This is a genomic window from Streptomyces sp. NPDC007872 (genome assembly GCF_042868165.1).
Classification (GTDB): domain Bacteria; phylum Actinomycetota; class Actinomycetes; order Streptomycetales; family Streptomycetaceae; genus Streptomyces.
The window spans coordinates 152993-170094 of sequence record NZ_JBIAEA010000011.1; the positions used below are offsets into that span (position 1 = coordinate 152993).

The window sequence follows — 17102 nt, forward strand, 5'->3', positions numbered from 1 at the left end:
GGGGGTGAACAACGTTCGCCACTGCACCCCGGTTCCTTTGCGGGAACATGACCTGGATCACGTGGGCGGCGGAGTGTAGCAGAGGTGTCCCGCAACCTTGTGAAGGGGCGCACGAACACACCCCCCGGACGGGGTGGATACTCGATGGCATGAGCACCACGGAGCGTCCCAGGATCCTCGTAGTAGGCGGCGGGTACGTAGGCCTGTACGCAGCTCGGCGCATCCTCAAGAAGATGCGCTACGCGGAGGCGACCGTCACGGTCGTCGACCCGCGGTCGTACATGACCTACCAGCCCTTCCTCCCCGAAGCCGCCGCCGGCAGCATCTCGCCGCGCCACGTCGTCGTCCCGCTGCGACGCGTCGTCCGCGGAGCCGAGGTGCTCACCGGCCGGGTCACCACCATCGACCAGGACCGCAAGGTCGCCACGATCGCCCCGCTCGTCGGCGAGGCGTACGAGCTGCCCTTCGACTACCTCGTCATCGCGATGGGCGCGGTCTCCCGCACCTTCCCGATCCCCGGCCTCGCCGAGCAGGGCATCGGCATGAAGGGCATCGAGGAGGCCATCGGCCTGCGCAACCACGTCCTCGAGCAGCTCGACAAGGCCGACTCGACCACCGACGAGGAGGTCCGCCGCAAGGCGCTGACCTTCGTCTTCGTGGGCGGCGGCTTCGCCGGCGCGGAGACCATCGGCGAGGTCGAGGACCTGGCCCGCGACGCCGCGAAGTACTACCAGAACGTGTCGCGCGACGACATGCGCTTCGTCCTGGTCGACGCGGCCGACAAGATCCTTCCCGAGGTCGGCCCCAAGCTCGGCCAGTACGGCAAGGAGCACCTGGAGAGCCGCGGGATCGAGATCTACCTCGAGACCTCCATGGACTCCTGCGTCGACGGCCACGTCGTGCTGAAGAACGGCCTGGAGGTCGACTCCAACACGATCGTGTGGACCGCCGGCGTGAAGCCGAACCCGGCGCTCTCCCGCTTCGGTCTGCCGCTCGGCCCCCGCGGCCACGTGGACTGCAACGAGAAGCTCCAGATCAACGGTCTCGACTACGCGTGGGCCGCGGGCGACAACGCCCAGGTCCCCGACATGGTCGGCCGCCGCGCGGGCAACCCGAACGCCTGGTGCCCGCCGAACGCCCAGCACGCCCTGCGCCAGGCCAAGGTCCTCGGCGACAACGTGGTGGCCGGCATGCGCGGCTTCCCGCAGAAGGAGTACAGCCACGCCAACAAGGGCGCGGTGGCCGGACTCGGTCTGCACAAGGGCGTCGCCATGATCGTCATGGGCAAGGTGAAGATCAAGCTCAAGGGCCGTCTTGCCTGGTACATGCACCGCGGCTACCACGGCATGGCCATGCCGACCTGGAACCGCAAGATCCGCGTCTTCGCCGACTGGACCCTGGCGATGTTCCTCAAGCGCGAGGTCGTCTCGCTCGGCGCCATCGAGTCGCCGCGCGAGGAGTTCTACGAGGCCGCCAAGCCCGCCCCCGCCCCGGCCGCCCCGGTGCAGGAGAAGGCCAAGGCCTCCTGACCCTCCGGCAGGAGAGCGGTGCCGCAGCAGAGCGGTAACGCGGCAGAGCAGTGACGCAGCAGTCCCGAAAGGGCCGCCCGCCATCCGTGGTGCGGGCGGCCCTTCGCGTGTTTTGCCGACTCGTTGCACCGCGGTGGGAGTGCCGGTGCCCACCCACGGTGTTCCCTGGGTGACGGATGTTTCCGGGACACCGATCACGGAGGTGGGCACCATGGCCGACGCCGCGTCGCGGCTGGCGGAACTCGCGGAAGAGCTCCTCGGAGGACCGCTCCCGGTCCGGCTGCGGGCCTGGGACGGCAGCGAGGCCGGACCCGCCGGCGCCCCCGTCCTGGTCGTCCGCGACCGACGCGCCCTGCGCCGGATGATCTGGAAGCCCGGCGAACTGGGCCTCGTCCGCGCCTGGGTGGCCGGGGAGCTCGACGTCGAGGGGGACCTGTACGAGGTCCTGGACCGGGTCTCCGGACTGCTCTGGGAGCGCGACGGCGACTCCCCGGGCCTGTTCGCCGCCGCCCGCGACCCCCGGCTGCGCGCCGCCGCCCGCTCCCTGCTGCGGCTCGCCGGACCCGTGCCGCCCCCGGCCCCGCCGACCGAGGAGGTCCGCGGCCGCAGCGGCGGCCGGCACACCAGACGCCGCGACCGGCAGGCGATCGGCCACCACTACGACGTGGGCAACGACTTCTACGAGCTGGTCCTCGGCCCCTCGATGGTCTACTCGTGCGCCTACTGGACGCCCGGCGGCACCCTGGAGGAGGCCCAGCGGGACAAGCTCGACCTCGTCGCCCGCAAGCTGGACCTGAAGGAGGGCGACCGGCTCCTCGACGTGGGCTGCGGCTGGGGCTCCATGGCCCTGCACGCCGCCCGGGAGTACGGCGCCCGGGTCGTCGGCGTCACCCTCTCCCGCGAACAGGCCGCCCACGCCCGCAAGCGGATCGCCGAGGAGGGCCTGACGGACCGGATCGAGATCCGCGTCCAGGACTACCGGGACGTCACCGACGGCCCGTACGACGCGATCTCCTCAATCGGGATGGCCGAGCACGTCGGCGCCGTGAAGTACCGGGAGTACGCCGACGTCCTGTACGGGCTCCTCAGGCCCGGCGGGCGGCTCCTCAACCACCAGATCTCCCGGCGCCCCGAGCCCGACGAGGCCGCCTACGCGATCGACCCCTTCATCGACGCGTACGTCTTCCCCGACGGCGAACTCGCCCCCATGGGCCGCACCCTGACGACCCTGGAGGACGCCGGCTTCGAGGTCCGGGACGTGGAGGCGCTCCGCGAGCACTACGCCCTGACCCTGCGCCGCTGGGTGGCCCGCCTGGAGGCGGACTGGGACCGGGCCGTCCGGCTCGTCTCCCCGGGCCGGGCCCGCGTCTGGCGGCTCTACATGGCCGCCTCCGCCGTCTCCTTCGAACGCAACCGGATCGGCGTGAACCAGTTCCTCGCCGTCAAGACCCCGGCGGCGGGGACGAGCGGACTGCCGCTGCGGACGCGGGCGTGGACCGGGGGGACGGACTGACCCGCGTGCGTACGGCGAAGGGCCGGCCTCCCGGGTGGGAGACCGGCCCTTCGCCGGTGGTGCGTGCCGTGCCCACTCGGCCCGGACGGCTACTCGGCCTTGATGGCGGCGAGCATGTTCAGACGGGCCGCGCTGCGGGCCGGCCACAGTGAGGCGAGGACGCCGACCAGACCGGCCAGGAGCAGGAAGATCCCGATCCGCTCCCAGGGGAGCACCAGCGCGTAGCCCGGCAGGCTCTTCTTGAACGTCTCGCCGATCGCCCAGCCGAGGAACGCGCCGAGGCCGATGCCGACGACCGCGCCGAACACCGAGATGACCACGGCCTCCAGACGGACCATCCGCTTCACCCGGCGCCGGTCGAGACCGATCGCGCGGAGCATGCCGATCTCCTGCTGGCGCTCGAAGACGGACATCGCGAGCGTGTTGACCACGCCGAGGACGGCGATGATCAGGGCCATACCGAGCAGCCCGTACACGATGTTCAGGAGCATGTTGATCGGGCCGCCGAAGGCGTCGCGGATGTCCTTGTGGTCCATCACGGTGATGCCGGGGTTGTCGCCCATGGCCTTCGACAGGGCCTTGGCGTTGGCGTCGGAGGCGCCGCCGTCCATCGCGACGAAGATCTGCGGGGTGTAGACCTGCGGGTCGTGGGCCTCGATGACCTTGTGGTCGATCAGGACGGGGGAGACGAACTCGCTCTCCTCGTAGATCGCGCCGATCGTCAGCCTGCCCTTGGCCTTGTCCATGTACTCGACCGGGACCGTGTCGCCGACCTTCAGGCCGCGCTTCCCGGCGGTCTCGTCGGCGACCGCGATCCGCCCCTGCTTCAGGGAGGCCAGCGAGCCGTTCACGACGTGCAGGTTGAGGACCTTCTCGATGTCGCCGGGCGTGACGCCGGAGGCGGAGACGAACGACCCCTTGATCTCCAGGGCGCCGGCCTGCTGCGGGGAGACGGCCGTGACGCCGGGGGCCTTCGCGAGGGCGGCGAGCGCCTCCTCGCCCAGGCTGTCGCCGCTGGCCATGGTGACCATGTAGTCGGCCTTGATCTGGTCGACCGTCATCCGGTCGATGGCCGAGCCGACGGTCGCGCCGATCACGGAGAGTCCGGTGACCAGGGTGAGGCCGATGGCGAGCGCGGAGGCGGTGGCGCCGGTGCGGCGCGGGTTGCGGACCGCGTTCAGGCCGGCGAGCTTGCCGGAGATCCCGAAGAGGCCGACGAAGAGCGGGCGGATCAGGGCGATCACGGGCCGCGACAGCATCGGGATCAGGACGATCACGCCGATGAGGGTGAGGAACGCGCCGCCCGCGATGAGCATGCGGCCGTCGTCGCCGCCCTTGCCCGCGCCGAGCACGATCAGGACGACGCCGAGCGCGGTGAACGCGGCGCCGACGGAGTTCCGCAGGACGAGCGACTTGGTGCTCGCGGTGGCGTGCACGCTGTTCATGGCGGCGACCGGCGGGATCTTCGCGGCGCGGCGGCCGGGCAGCCAGGCGGCGAACATGGTGATCAGGACGCCGACGGCGAACGCGGAGACGACGGGGGCGGCGCCGACGACCAGGCCGCCGGCCGGGATCTTCAGGTCGAAGGCGTTCATGGCGGACCGCAGGCCGAGCGCGAGGCCGATGCCCAGGACGAGGCCGACGGCCGAGGCGACCAGGCCGACCAGACCGGCCTCGGCGAGGACGGAGCGGGTGATCTGCTTGCGCGAGGCGCCGACCGCGCGCATCAGGGCCAGTTCCTTGGTGCGCTGGGCGACCAGCATCGTGAAGGTGTTGGCGATCAGGAAGACGCCGACGAAGAGCGCGATGCCCGCGAAGCCCAGGAGGACCTGGTTGAGCGCGCCGAGCCCGGCCTCGATGTCCTCGGCCTGCCGGTCGGCGAGGGCCTGCCCGGTCTGGGCGGTGGCAGCCTTCGGGACGACCTTCAGGACGTCGTCGAGGAGCTTGTCCGCGTTCGCGCCGGGGGCGGCGGTGACGGTCAGCTCCTGGAAGTAGCCGGGCTTCAGGTAGAGCTTCTGGGCGACGGAGGTGTCGAAGAGGACCAGGCTGCCGCCGGCGTTGACGGCGCCGTCCTCGGTGGTGAAGACGCCGGAGAGGACGTACTCCTTCACGGGGCCGTTGGTGGCCACGCGGACGGTGTCGCCGACCTTGTAGCCGCCCTTGCCGGCGGAGGTCTCGTCGAGCGCGATCTGCCCGTCGCGGACCGGCCCGCCGCCCGTCGTGAAGGCGTACGCGCGGTCCTTGCCGTCCTTGCCGGGGGCGAAGTTGGTGCCCTTGTTGGACCAGCCGACGCCGATCAGCTTGCCGTCCTTGTCGGGCACGCCGGCGAAGCCGCCGACGCGGGGGGCGACGGAGGCGACCCCGTCGAGCCCGGCGACCTCGTCGACGTCCTTCTGGGAGAGGCCGGGGGCCTTCCGGGCCTGCTCGGCGTCGGGGTGCATCTCGACGGCGACGGCGACGTCGTCGTAGCTCTTCGCGGACTGGTTGCGGAAGGCCTGGGAGAGGGTGTCGGTGAAGACGAGGGTGCCGGAGACGAAGGCCACGCCGAGCATCACGGCGAGGACGGTCATCAGCAGTCTCGCCTTGTGCGCGAGGACGTTGCGCAGGGCGGTACGGAACATGGGGTGTGTCCTGAACGAAAGGAGGGCGGACGGGTGTCGGGGCTGTTGGGCGGGGCCGTACCGGTTCGAGTCCGGTTCCGGTGCCCGCGCGTCAGCTCGTACGGCCCTTGGCGTCGAAGGCCTTCATGCGGTCGAGCACGCCGTCCGCCGTCGGGTTCGGCATCTCGTCGACGATCCGGCCGTCCGCGAGGAAGATCACGCGGTCCGCGTAGGAGGCGGCGACGGGGTCGTGGGTGACCATGACGACGGTCTGGCCCAGCTCGCGCACCGAGTTGCGCAGGAAGCCGAGGACCTCGGCGCCGGAGCGCGAGTCCAGGTTTCCGGTCGGCTCGTCGCCGAAGATGATCTCGGGGCGGGAGGCGAGCGCGCGGGCCACGGCCACGCGCTGCTGCTGGCCGCCGGAGAGCTCGGTGGGGCGGTGGGTGAGCCGGCCGGAGAGGCCGAGCATGTCGATGACCTGCTGGACCCACTGCTTGTCGGCCTTGCGGCCCGCGATGTCCATCGGCAGCGTGATGTTCTCCATGGCCGTCAGCGTCGGCAGCAGGTTGAAGGCCTGGAAGATGAAGCCGATCTTGTCCCGGCGCAGTTGGGTGAGGTGCTTGTCCTTGAGGGTGGACAGCTCGGTCTCGCCGATCCGCACCGAGCCGGAGGAGAAGGAGTCCAGGCCGGCGACGCAGTGCATGAGCGTCGACTTGCCGGAGCCGGAGGGTCCCATGATGGCGGTGAACTCGCCCTGCCGGAAGTCCACGGTGACGTGGTCGAGCGCGACCACCTGGGTCTCGCCCTGTCCGTAGACCTTCGTGAGATCCGTGGCGCGGGCGGCCACCGCGGTGGCGCGGGACACGGTGGGGGAGGTGGTCACGAGGAGGACTCCTGTCACTGCGGGGCTGTTGCGGGAACCCCTCCATCGTCTCGGGCGTTCCGCACCGGCACGTCCGTCCACGTGCCCGTTCCCGGGGCAGTCTGGAGTCGGACCGGGGGCCCGGGTCCTCCTCCTGAGGTATGACCGGATCCCTGAGAGCCGCCGGGCGGGGGGCGCCGGGCCAAGGTGACACAAATGCGACGACTTTTCGTCATCCCTGGGGCGCCGGTTTGCGCCTGCGACCCCCGTCACAGTTCGGCGAAAAGGCCTCTACCTGCACTGACGCACCCTCAGACACCAATAAAATAAGACAACATCGAGAGGGACGTTCCGCTGAACGGGGGAAGCGCCCCGATAGGCTCACGTGCCAACGCGGAGCATCGCGACGCCCGGATGGTGGAATGCAGACACGGCGAGCTTAAACCTCGCTGGCCTTCGGGCCGTACCGGTTCGAGTCCGGTTCCGGGCACCACCGACGACAGTGCCGCCGACCGGCGGGGACGCCGGTCCGTCGCCCCACCGGCCCGTCCGCCGGGGTGCCGCCGCGGCCAGGAGGCCGCCGATCGGCCCCTGTTACCCTAAGGGCCCCTCCGCCTCCTGTTAGGTTCTCATGCCGCCATGAATATCCTGAACCTTTCGGTAGTGCCCACTCAGCGGCGCGCACCGGAAGGGGGTGGCACGGCGCCTCGGGAGAAAGCGCCGGAAATCGTGGAGCGGCGTTTCCCGAAGCCCGCCCTCCTCCTGTCCGGGATTTTCTTCCTGGTGTATCTCGCATTGTCCGCGCGGCGGCACGCGATACACCTCACGACCGGATACGACCTGGGGATCTTCACCCAGATAGCGAAGTCCTATTCACAGTTCACGGCTCCGTACGCGCCGCTCAAGGGGACCGGATACAACGCGCTCGGGGACCATTTCCATCCGATCCTCGCGATTCTGGGACCGGTGTACAGGGTATTCCCGTCGAGCTATACGCTCCTGGTCTGCCAGGCGGCCCTGGTCGCGGTCTCCGTCCTTCCGATCACGCGCTGGGCCCACGAGGTCAGGGGCCGGGCGTTCGCCTACTGGACCGGCATCTCCTACGGGGCCTCCTGGGGCATCGCGGAACTCGTCCAGTTCGACTTCCACGAAGTGGCCTTCGCGGTCCCGCTCCTCGCGTTCTCCGTGTGCGCCGCCGGCCGGGAGAAGTGGCGCGCGGCCGTCCTCTGGGCGATCCCCCTGGTCCTGGTCAAGGAGGACCTCGGCCTCACGGTGGCGGCGGTCGGCGCGTACGTCGCGTGGAAGGGGCCCCGGCGCACGGGGATCCTGCTCGCCGTCTTCGGGATCGTGGCGACGGCCCTCGCGATGTTCGTCGTCCTCCCCTCCGTCAATCCGCTCGGCGAATTCGCCTACTGGCCGCCCGCGGAACCCGAGGAGAAGAGCCTCCTGGTAAAGGCCGTGGCGACCTTCTGGCCGCCGGTCAAATGGCTCACGCTGCTCATGCTCGTCGCCCCCACGGGATTCCTGGCGGTCCGCTCCCCGCTCCTGGTCGTCATGCTCCCGACGCTCGGCTGGCGCTTCACCTCGGATTTCCCCAACTACTGGGGAATGGACTTCCACTACAGCGCGGTCCTGATGCCGGTCGCCTTCGCCGCGGCGGTCCACGCGGTCGCCTCGGGGCGGACGGTCACCCGCCGGCTCCTGCACGCCGCCGTGATCGGAACGGCGGCCACCGCCGTCACCTTCTTCACCTCCCCGTTCCACGAACTCGTGCTGCCCCGGACATGGGTCGCGTCCGAGCACGTGAGGGTGGCCGACGAAATCCTCGGCAGGATCCCCGACGGCGCCACGGTGGCCGCGTCCAATCGCCTCGCGGCCCAGCTCGCGTACCGGACCACCGTCAGCGAGGTCTGCCTCTTCCCCCGTTCCTTCGCGCCGGAGGAAGCGCCCCGGTGGATGGTCTACGAGGACGCCGATCCGTCCGATCCGGAATGCGCGACCGGGACGTCCCTGGAATCGTCCGCCCCGCGGGTCCCCGGCTACCGGATCGTCGAGCGCCGGAGCGGGATCACCCTCCTGGAGAGGGCCGACGCCCCTCCCGGACGGCCCTGAGGCCCGGACCCGGACCGGCCCCGGCCGCCCCTTCCGGGAGGGGGCGCGTACACCCCGCGACTCCGGAGAGGAAGAGCGGGAAGATGAGGGAAAGATCCTCCCCGAGCACTAGGGAGTTTCTTTTGCCTACGCATTACCCTTGACGCAAGGCCGCGCCGTGCGGTCCGCCATGGAGGAGTGAGATGAGGAGCAGCAACCCGGTCTTCTCGCGACGGGGGTTCAGCCGCGACAACGGCTACGCGGGCTTCAACGCGCAGCAGCCGCAGGCCGGGGGCCCCGCCGTCGGAACCAACCCGTACGCCACCGGCAACCCGTACGCCGGGGACGCGGCGAACCCGTACGCGACCAACCCGTACGCCCCGCAGGACACGCAGCTCGGCGCCCCGCAGCAGGCCCGCGGCAACGTGATGACGATCGACGACGTCGTGAGCCGCACGGCCATGACGCTCGGCACGGTCGTGCTCACCGCCGTCCTGTCCTGGCTGCTGCTGCCGGTCGACCCGGCGAACCTGGGCAAGTCCTACGGCATCGCCATCGGCGCCGCCCTGGTCGCCCTCGTGCTGTCCCTGGTGCAGTCCTTCAAGCGCAAGCCGTCGCCCGCGCTGATCCTGTCCTACGCCGCCTTCGAGGGCGTCTTCCTCGGCGTGATCTCGGCCGCCGTCTCGACGTACATCGCCGACGGCGTCGTCATCCAGGCGGTCCTGGGCACCATGGCGGTCTTCGCCGGCGTGCTCATCGCCTACAAGCTGGGCTGGATCCGGGTCAACCGGCGCTTCTACGGCTTCGTGATGGCCGCCGCGATGGGCTTCATGCTCCTCATGGTGACGAACCTGCTGTTCGCGGTCTTCGCGGGCGGTGACGGCCTCGGCTTCCGCAGCGGCGGCCTCGGCATCCTGTTCGGCGTCATCGGCATCATCCTGGGCGCCTGCTTCCTCGCCCTCGACTTCAAGCAGGTCGAGGACGGCGTGACCTACGGCGCGCCGCGCGAGGAGGCCTGGCTGGCCGCCTTCGGCCTCACCATGACCCTGGTGTGGATCTACCTGGAGATGCTGCGTCTGCTGTCGATCCTCCAGGGCGACGACTGACGCACGGCCCCCCGACTCGGGGGGAAGGGCCCGTCCGGCGGTGTGCCGGGCGGGCCCTTCCGCGTTCCCCGGTCCGTTGGCGGGCGGCCCCGGGCGGCGCGTAGGGTCGCGGGGTGCTTGATACGAGTGACCTGACCGCCGCCGTGGAGCGGTTCGCCGACCGGCTGCGGGCCGCCCCGCAGAGCCGCCTCCAGAGGGGCGCGGCGGCCGAGGGGCTCGCCCTCGCCCGGGAGCTCGCGGTGCGCGCGCAGCGCGTCGAGGACCCGGACCGGGAGCCGAGGACCATGCCGGACGCCGGGATCTTCACCGTGGCCGACCAGCTCGTGGTGGCCGGGAGCGACCTGGCCGAGGCACTGCGAACGGCCCCGGCCGGCTCCCGCGAGGGAGAGCTGGACGAGGCCGTGGGGCTCGTGCGGGGGGCGGCGGAGCGCTCGGGGCTGTAGGGCCCGTTCCCGGCCCTACAGGGAGGCGATCACGCGGTCCGCGAGGATGTAGACGTTCTCCTCGTCCGTGTCGCCGTACGAGAAGGTCAGGGCGAAGGCGCCGGAGACGCCCGAGCCGCCGAGCAGGACCGGGGTGCGGCCCGCGCGCAGGGCCTCCGCGAGGCGCTCCGCGGTCTCGCGGTGCCCCGGGGTCATACAGAGCGTGGTGCCGTCCGCGAAGACGTACACGTCCAGGGTGCCGAGCGGGCCCGGGCGGACGTCGGTCAGCGCCGTGCGCGTGTCGGCCAGCTCCTCCAGGCGCGCCACCGTCCGCTCGTGGTCGGTGACGACCGGGGTCTGCACCGGCACGAAGTCCGGGTGCGAGGGGTGCCGGCGCCGGGCCGCGGCCAGCTCCGGGGAGTCCTCGGGGAACTCGTCCACCGGCTCCGGCGCACTGTCGAGCGCCGCCGCCTCGGACTCCATGGCCTCCAGGGCCATCGCCTCCAGGCCCACGAAGTCGGTCTGGCGCGGCACGAAGAAGGAGCCGTCCTCGGCCGGTCCGCCGAGACCGCCGAGCAGGGAGGGGGCGTCGGCGGCGTCCCGGGCCTCCTGCGCGGCCCAGAAGGCCCGCGCCTCGGCGAGCTCGCGCTCGCGCTCCTCGGCCAGGGCCTCCGCGACCGCGGCCCGTATCTCGGCGGCGGGCGTGGCGCGGGCCGCGGGCACCGTGATGCCGTGCCCGGCGGCCAGCTCGCGCCGCAGGGCGGTGACCTGCTTGCGGAGACCGTGGACGGCGTGCAGGGCGGCAGCGCCCACGGCCGTGGCAGCGGCCGTGGTCAGCAGCAGGGCAAGAGGCATGGCGCTCACTGACGTACTCCCGATTCCGAGTCGATCCCCCGACTTCCTACCTCAGCTTGTCGTGAGGTGGGGGCCGCTGTCAGTGCATTACGTCACGAATTGGACAGGTATTTCGGCCAGGTGTTTCGTCCCGAAACCGCTCTGACCTGGGAAAACGAACTCCCCCGGGATGTAGGTCACATCCTGGGGGAGATTCGGTCACGGCTGGGACGCGACGTGGTTAGCCGGAGTCCGCGAGGAGAGCGATGCTCAACTCGACTCGGCTCGACTCAACTCGGCTCGGCTCAGCTCAGGCGCTCGATGACCATCGCCATGCCCTGGCCGCCGCCGACGCACATGGTCTCCAGGCCGAACTGCTTGTCGTGGAACTGGAGGCCGTTGATCAGGGTGCCGGTGATGCGGGCGCCGGTCATGCCGAAGGGGTGGCCGACGGCGATGGCGCCGCCGTTGACGTTCACCTTGTCCAGGTCGAGGCCCAGCTCCTGGTAGGAGGGGATGACCTGGGCGGCGAAGGCCTCGTTGATCTCGGCCAGGTCGATGTCGTCGATCGTCAGACCGGCGCGCTTCAGGGCCTGCCTCGACGCCTCGACCGGGCCGAGGCCCATGATCTCGGGGGAGAGGCCGGAGACGCCGGTGGAGACGATCCGGGCCAGCGGGGTCAGGCCGAGCTCGCGGGCCTTGGTGTCGGACATGATCACCAGGGCGGCGGCGCCGTCGTTGAGCGGGCAGCAGTTGCCGGCGGTGACCAGGCCGTCGGGACGGAAGACCGGCTTGAGGCCCTGCACGCCCTCCAGGGTGACGCCCGCGCGCGGGCCGTCGTCCGCCGAGACGACCGTGCCGTCCGGCAGCGTCACCGGGGTGATCTCGCGCTCCCAGAAGCCGTTCTTGATGGCCTGCTCGGCGAGGTTCTGCGACCGCACGCCGAACTCGTCCATCTCCTGGCGGCTGACGCCCTTCCAGCGGGCCAGGTTCTCGGCGGTCTGGCCCATCGCGATGTACGCGTCGGGGACGAGGCCGTCCTCGCGCGGGTCGTGCCAGGTGGAGCCCTCGGAGGCGGCCACCTCGGCGGTGCGGGCCTCGGCCTCGGCGAAGAGCGGGTTGTGCGTGTCGGGCAGGGAGTCCGAGTTGCCCTTGGTGAAGCGGGAGACCATCTCGACGCCGGCCGAGACGAACACGTCGCCCTCGCCCGCCTTGATCGCGTGGAGCGCCATCCGGGAGGTCTGGAGCGAGGAGGAACAGTAACGGGTGACCGTGCAGCCCGGCAGGTGGTCCATGCCCATCTGCACGGCCACGATCCGGCCCAGGTTGTTGCCCTGCTCGCCGCCGGGCAGGCCGCAGCCCAGCATCAGGTCGTCGATGTCGCGCGGGTCCAGCTCGGGCACCTTCGCCAGGGCGGCCTGGACGATGGTGGCGGTGAGGTCGTCCGGACGCAGGTCCTTCAGGGAGCCCTTGAAGGCCCGGCCGATGGGGGAACGGGCGGTCGAGACGATCACGGCTTCGGGCATCACGGCTCCATGAGGGTGCGGAGTGAGCGGACTGAAAGGGAAGTTACCCGTACGTACCGCACGGGGTCACCGGGGCGGGCGTGTGATGCGGACCTCTTTTCTAAGCGGGCGCTCAGGAAGGGGGTCCTCCGTCGGGAACGGCGCCCGCCGGGGCTTTGTTCCCGGGGCTCCGGGGCTCCGGGGTCGCAGGGCTGCCGGGCCCTGGGGTCGCAGGGTCCCCGGGCCCCCGGCTCCCGGCGGGCGATCAGTTGGCGGGGGCCTCCGACGCGGGAGCCTGCGGGGAAGGGGCGGGTTCCGCCGGGGCCTCCGCCGCCTCCGTCGCGACCGGAAGCCGCCGCCTGCGGCGGTGCTTGAGGAGGGCCCAGGGCGCGCGGGCGCCCGTGACCTCGGTGCCCGCCTCCCGCGCCGCCTCGGCCGCGGCCTTCGCCACCGGCAGCATGTTCTCCCGCCGCGCCGGCTCCAGGCGGTCCGCCTCCGGCCACGCGCCGAGCACCGCGCAGACCGTCGGCAGGACGGCCATCGCCGCCGTCGCGTACCCCTCGGCCGACGGGTGGAAGCTGTCCACCCCGAACATCTCGCGCGGGTTCGCCGCGAACTCCGGGCCGAGCAGGTCGCCGAGCGACACCGTCCGCCCGCCCTGCTCCACCACGACGATCGTCTGCGCCGCCGCCAGTTGCCGCGACGCCCGCCGGGCCAGCCAGCGCAGGGGCTGGTAGACCGGCTCGATCGTGCCCAGATCCGGGCAGGTGCCGACGACCACCTCCGACCCCGCCGTCCGCAGCCGCCGCACCGCCGCCGCCAGGAGCCGCACCGACTCCGTCGCCGGCAGCCGGTGCGTCACGTCGTTCGCCCCGATCATGACCACGCACACGTCCGGCGGTCCCAGGGGCTGCGAGAGCAGCAGCGACACCTGCCGCTCCAGGTCGTCCGAGCGCGCCCCCGACAGGGCCACGTTCCGCAGCAGCACCGGCCGCTCCGTCACCGCCGCGAGCCCCGAGGCGAGCAGCGCTCCCGGGGTCTGGCCGGTGCGGCGCACCCCCTGGCCCGCCGCCGTGGAATCACCCAGAAGGGCCAGCCGCAGCGGGTCCTCCGTCCCGAACGCCCGCCCGTAGAGGCCGTCCGCCGCGGGCGGCAGCGGGGCCGCCCCGCCCCCCACGGTCCGCTTCGCGAGGTGCGCCTCGGCGAGGAGGACCCCCACCGCCGCGACCCCGAGGAGCCCGATGCCCCCACCGCCGTACGCCGCACCCGCCGCGATCCGCCGCGCCACCCTCGCCCTGGACATGGGGCCGTCACCTCCTTCAAGCCGTTCAGGGTGTAACTGCCCCGTAACCCGCTCCGACTACGCATACGCTGGCCACACCATTACGGAGACCCCGGAGATTACGGTGCAATTCCACGACTCGATGATCAGCCTCGTCGGCAACACCCCGCTGGTGAAGCTCAACCACGTCACAGCGGGCATCCAGGCGACCGTCCTGGCCAAGGTCGAGTACTTCAACCCCGGCGGGTCGGTCAAGGACCGGATCGCCCTGCGGATGATCGAGGCGGCCGAGCGCAGCGGCGAGCTGAAGCCCGGCGGCACCATCGTCGAGCCCACGTCCGGCAACACCGGCGTCGGCCTGGCGATCGTGGCCCAGCAGAAGGGCTACAAGTGCATCTTCGTCTGCCCCGACAAGGTGTCGCTCGACAAGATCAACGTGCTGCGCGCGTACGGCGCCGAGGTCGTCGTCTGCCCCACGGCCGTGGACCCTGAGCACCCGGACTCGTACTACAACGTCTCGGACCGGCTCGTGCGCGAGACGCCGAACGCCTGGAAGCCCGACCAGTACTCCAACCCGAACAACCCGCGCTCGCACTACGAGACCACCGGTCCCGAGCTGTGGGAGCAGACGGACGGGAAGATCACCCACTTCGTCGCGGGCGTCGGCACGGGCGGCACCATCTCCGGCACCGGCAACTACCTCAAGGAGGCCAGCGGCGGCGCCGTCAAGGTCATCGGCGCCGACCCGGAGGGCTCCGTCTACTCGGGCGGCTCGGGCCGCCCGTACCTGGTCGAGGGCGTCGGCGAGGACTTCTGGCCCAGCGCGTACGACCGGAAGGTCGCCGACGGGATCGTGGCCGTGTCCGACAAGGACTCCTTCCAGATGACCCGCCGCCTCGCCCGCGAGGAGGGCCTCCTCGTCGGCGGCTCCTGCGGCATGGCCGTGGTCGCGGCCCTGGAGGTCGCCCGCGGCCTCGGCCCCGACGACGTCGTGGTCGTGCTGCTCCCGGACTCCGGCCGCGGCTACATGTCCAAGATCTTCAGCGACGAGTGGATGGCCGACTACGGCTTCCTGGAGAACACCTCCTCCGCCACCGTCGCCGACGTCCTGCGCCACAAGGAGGGCGGCCTGCCCTCCCTCGTCCACATGCACCCGGACGAGACCGTCGGCCAGGCCATCGAGGTGCTGCGCGAGTACGGCGTCTCCCAGATGCCCATCGTGAAGCCGGGCGCCGGCCACCCCGACGTCATGGCCGCCGAGGTCGTCGGCTCGGTCGTCGAGCGCGAGCTGCTCGACGCCCTCTTCACCAAGAAGGCGTCCCTGGAGGACCCCCTGGAGCGGCACATGAGCGCGCCGCTGCCGCAGGTCGGCTCCGGCGAGCCGGTCGAGGACCTCATGGCCGTCCTGGGCGAGTCCGCCGACGCGGCGACCGTCCTGGTCGAGGGCAAGCCGACCGGCGTCGTCAGCCGCCAGGACCTGCTCGCCTTCCTGGCGGGCGGCGCCACGAAGTAGTCCCGGGAGCGGACGCACGGCGCCTCGGGGCGGGCCCGGAGGCGGGCGTACGGCGCCGCGGGGCGGATCCGGGGCCGGGCGTACGGCGCCGCGGGGCGGGCCCGGGGCCGGGCGTACGGCGCCGCGGGGCGGGCCCGGGAGCGGGTCGCGCGGCCGAGTTCGCGCAACTGGTACGAGCGCGACACGTCCGCGCAGCACCCGCTTAACACGGGTCCGGCAGATTGTTCCTCGTCGGCGTCACGGACTTCCGGAGCGGCTCCCGGGCCTCCAGAGACGCCGCGGACGCGGACCGGCCCTGACCCGGGCCCGTGTCCCTCGCGGGGACCGCCGTCGTCCCGCCCCCCGGCAACGGGGGTGCGGCGGTCCCCGCGCCAAGCCTCACGAAGGGCCCCCCGCGACGGCGGGGGGCCCTTCGGCCATCCTCTTTCCAGGACCGCCCGCGCGCGATCGTGCATATCCTTATGCAGAGTGACGTGCGAGTGAATAGGCGAAAGGGGAGGGCGACGTGAGCGACAGCCCGGCCGGCCGGCTCCAGGCCCTCTTCGAGGGGCACCGGCTGACGCCGACCCAGCGGCGGATCGCGCACTGCATGGTGCGGCGGGCCGGGGACGTGCCGTTCCTGTCCAGCGTGGAGCTGGCCGAGCTCGCCGGGGTCAGCCAGCCCTCCGTCACCCGCTTCGCCGTCGCCCTCGGCTTCGACGGGTACCCGGCGCTCCGGCGCCACCTGCGCGAGGTCGCGCCCCCCGAGGCCGGCTCCGGTGCCGGGGACGGAGCGGGCGGGGGCGAGGCGTTCAACGAGTACCAGCAGGCCGTGCTCGCCGAGATCGAGAACCTCCGGCACCTCGCCGGACTGCTCGCCGACCCCGGCCCCGTCGAGCGGGCCGGACGGCTGCTCGCCCGCTCCCGCCCGCTGCCCGTGCTCGGACTGCGGGCCGCCTCCTCGCAGGCGCGCGGCTTCGCCTACTTCGCCGCCAAGGTCCACCCGGACGTGCGGCTCCTCGACGAGGGCGGCTCGATGCTCACGGACCGCGTCGACGCGGCCGTACGGGCCGGGGCCACGGCCCTGCTCTGCTTCGCGCTGCCCCGGCACCCGCGCGAGGTCGTCGAGGCGCTCGCGTACGCGCGGGCGGCCGGGCTCGCGGTCGTGACCGTCGCCGACTCGGCGTTCGCGCCCGTCGCCGCCCACAGCGACCTGCTGATCCCGGCCGCCGTCGGCACCGGGCTCGCCTTCGACACCGCCTGCGCCCCCATGATGCTCGGCCGGGTCCTCCTGGAGGCCATGGCCGACGGACTCCCCGACGCGCAGGCGCGCCTGGAGGAGTTCGACGCGAAGGCGGCGGCGCGGGGCCTGTTCGTCGAGTAGGCGTTCGGCGAGCAGGGGGTCGTCGAGGAGGCGGCGGGCGGCCCTCCGGCCGTCAGACGTCCAGTTCGGCCTCGATCTTCTTGAGCTGGTGGCGGGCCATCGCCAGGTTCGCCCGGTCCTTGTGCAGGGCCAGGTAGAGGAAGAGGCCGTTGGTGTTGCGCCCCTTGAGCAGCCGGATCAGGTGGTAGTGGGTGCCGAGGGTGATGAGGATGTCCTCGATCTCGTCGTTGAGCCCCAGCATCTCCATCGCCCGGACCTTGGCCCGCACGACGTCGGTGTTGCCGGCCGCGGCCACGTTCAGGTCGAGCTCCTTGCCGCCGCCGATCGTGCCGAGCGCCATGCCGCTGGTGTAGTCGACGAGGGCAGCGCCGATCGCGCCGTCGATGGAGGCCGCTTCCTTGAGGGAGGTCTCGGTGTTCGCCATGGTGTCGTACTTCTTCCTTCTGGGGTTACGGGTTCACGGGGCCACGGGGGCCTGCTGA

Annotated in this window: 13 protein-coding genes and 1 tRNA gene; 8 read left to right on the plus strand and 6 right to left on the minus strand. The window is 71.9% G+C overall.

Features of this window, described 5'->3' with window-relative positions:
* Nucleotides 1-149 precede the first annotated feature (149 nt).
* Both ACFYNX_RS30820 and ACFYNX_RS30825 read left to right on the plus strand, forming a co-directional pair.
* Nucleotides 150-1529, plus strand: a complete 1380-nt coding sequence (locus ACFYNX_RS30820) for an NAD(P)/FAD-dependent oxidoreductase (protein ID WP_388666161.1) — start codon at nucleotides 150-152, stop codon at nucleotides 1527-1529.
* Nucleotides 1530-1740: 211 nt separating this feature from the next.
* Entirely contained in the window at nucleotides 1741-3042 is a 1302-nt protein-coding gene (locus tag ACFYNX_RS30825) for a class I SAM-dependent methyltransferase (protein WP_388666163.1), read from the plus strand.
* 89 nt (nucleotides 3043-3131) lie between these two features.
* Here ACFYNX_RS30825 and ACFYNX_RS30830 read toward each other — a convergent pair whose 3' ends face one another.
* Nucleotides 3132-5663: an ABC transporter permease gene (locus ACFYNX_RS30830; protein ID WP_388666166.1), complete on the minus strand. Its 2532-nt coding sequence runs from the start codon at nucleotides 5661-5663 to the stop codon at nucleotides 3132-3134.
* Nucleotides 5664-5754: 91 nt separating this feature from the next.
* Nucleotides 5755-6525 (minus strand): ABC transporter ATP-binding protein, encoded by a 771-nt coding sequence (locus ACFYNX_RS30835; protein WP_388666169.1) that lies wholly within the window; start codon nucleotides 6523-6525, stop codon nucleotides 5755-5757.
* A gap of 387 nt (nucleotides 6526-6912) precedes the next feature.
* Here ACFYNX_RS30835 and ACFYNX_RS30840 point away from each other — a divergent pair.
* From ACFYNX_RS30840 to ACFYNX_RS30855, 4 genes are all read left to right on the plus strand, one after another.
* Nucleotides 6913-6997, plus strand: a tRNA-Leu gene (locus ACFYNX_RS30840).
* Between the two features lie 290 nt (nucleotides 6998-7287).
* Nucleotides 7288-8616, plus strand: coding sequence for a DUF2079 domain-containing protein (locus ACFYNX_RS30845; RefSeq protein ID WP_388666172.1), 1329 nt, complete (start codon nucleotides 7288-7290; stop codon nucleotides 8614-8616).
* Nucleotides 8617-8798: 182 nt separating this feature from the next.
* A complete protein-coding gene (locus ACFYNX_RS30850; RefSeq protein ID WP_125667112.1) occupies nucleotides 8799-9701 on the plus strand; it encodes a Bax inhibitor-1/YccA family protein in 903 nt (300 codons plus the stop codon).
* Nucleotides 9702-9814: 113 nt separating this feature from the next.
* Nucleotides 9815-10144 (plus strand): hypothetical protein, encoded by a 330-nt coding sequence (locus ACFYNX_RS30855; protein WP_365544878.1) that lies wholly within the window; start codon nucleotides 9815-9817, stop codon nucleotides 10142-10144.
* A 15-nt stretch (nucleotides 10145-10159) separates the two neighbouring features.
* On the opposite strand, the gene ACFYNX_RS30860 is transcribed toward ACFYNX_RS30855, so the two are convergent.
* From ACFYNX_RS30860 to ACFYNX_RS30870, 3 genes are all read right to left on the minus strand, one after another.
* The gene (locus tag ACFYNX_RS30860; RefSeq protein WP_365544875.1) at nucleotides 10160-10987 is read right to left on the minus strand and encodes a hypothetical protein; all 828 of its coding nucleotides are present in this window, start codon (nucleotides 10985-10987) and stop codon (nucleotides 10160-10162) included.
* A 275-nt stretch (nucleotides 10988-11262) separates the two neighbouring features.
* Nucleotides 11263-12483 carry an acetyl-CoA C-acetyltransferase gene (locus tag ACFYNX_RS30865; protein ID WP_388666176.1) on the minus strand — a complete coding sequence of 407 codons (1221 nt, stop codon included), beginning with the start codon at nucleotides 12481-12483 and terminating at the stop codon, nucleotides 11263-11265.
* Between the two features lie 244 nt (nucleotides 12484-12727).
* Entirely contained in the window at nucleotides 12728-13765 is a 1038-nt protein-coding gene (locus ACFYNX_RS30870; protein ID WP_388666179.1) for an SGNH/GDSL hydrolase family protein, read from the minus strand.
* Nucleotides 13766-13868: 103 nt separating this feature from the next.
* Here ACFYNX_RS30870 and ACFYNX_RS30875 point away from each other — a divergent pair, with 103 nt between their 5' ends.
* Nucleotides 13869-15257 carry a cystathionine beta-synthase gene (locus tag ACFYNX_RS30875; protein WP_365544867.1) on the plus strand — a complete coding sequence of 463 codons (1389 nt, stop codon included), beginning with the start codon at nucleotides 13869-13871 and terminating at the stop codon, nucleotides 15255-15257.
* Between the two features lie 505 nt (nucleotides 15258-15762).
* Entirely contained in the window at nucleotides 15763-16620 is an 858-nt protein-coding gene (locus ACFYNX_RS30880) for a MurR/RpiR family transcriptional regulator (protein WP_365544864.1), read from the plus strand.
* A 52-nt stretch (nucleotides 16621-16672) separates the two neighbouring features.
* On the opposite strand, the gene ACFYNX_RS30885 is transcribed toward ACFYNX_RS30880, so the two are convergent.
* On the minus strand, nucleotides 16673-17044 hold the full coding sequence (locus ACFYNX_RS30885) for a hypothetical protein (protein ID WP_125667118.1): 372 nt from the start codon (nucleotides 17042-17044) through the stop codon (nucleotides 16673-16675).
* Between the last annotated feature and the right edge of the window lie 58 nt (nucleotides 17045-17102).

Bases quoted from the DNA above. Each gene is read 5' to 3' on its own strand.
- ACFYNX_RS30820 (WP_388666161.1), top strand. From the start codon at position 150: ATGAGCACCACGGAGCGTCCCAGGATCCTCGTAGTAGGCGGCGGGTAC.
- ACFYNX_RS30825 (WP_388666163.1), top strand. From the start codon at position 1,741: ATGGCCGACGCCGCGTCGCGGCTGGCGGAACTCGCGGAAGAGCTCCTC.
- ACFYNX_RS30830 (WP_388666166.1), bottom strand. From the start codon at position 5,663: ATGTTCCGTACCGCCCTGCGCAACGTCCTCGCGCACAAGGCGAGACTG.
- ACFYNX_RS30850 (WP_125667112.1), top strand. From the start codon at position 8,799: ATGAGGAGCAGCAACCCGGTCTTCTCGCGACGGGGGTTCAGCCGCGAC.
- ACFYNX_RS30865 (WP_388666176.1), bottom strand. From the start codon at position 12,483: ATGCCCGAAGCCGTGATCGTCTCGACCGCCCGTTCCCCCATCGGCCGG.
- ACFYNX_RS30870 (WP_388666179.1), bottom strand. From the start codon at position 13,765: ATGTCCAGGGCGAGGGTGGCGCGGCGGATCGCGGCGGGTGCGGCGTAC.
- ACFYNX_RS30885 (WP_125667118.1), bottom strand. From the start codon at position 17,044: ATGGCGAACACCGAGACCTCCCTCAAGGAAGCGGCCTCCATCGACGGC.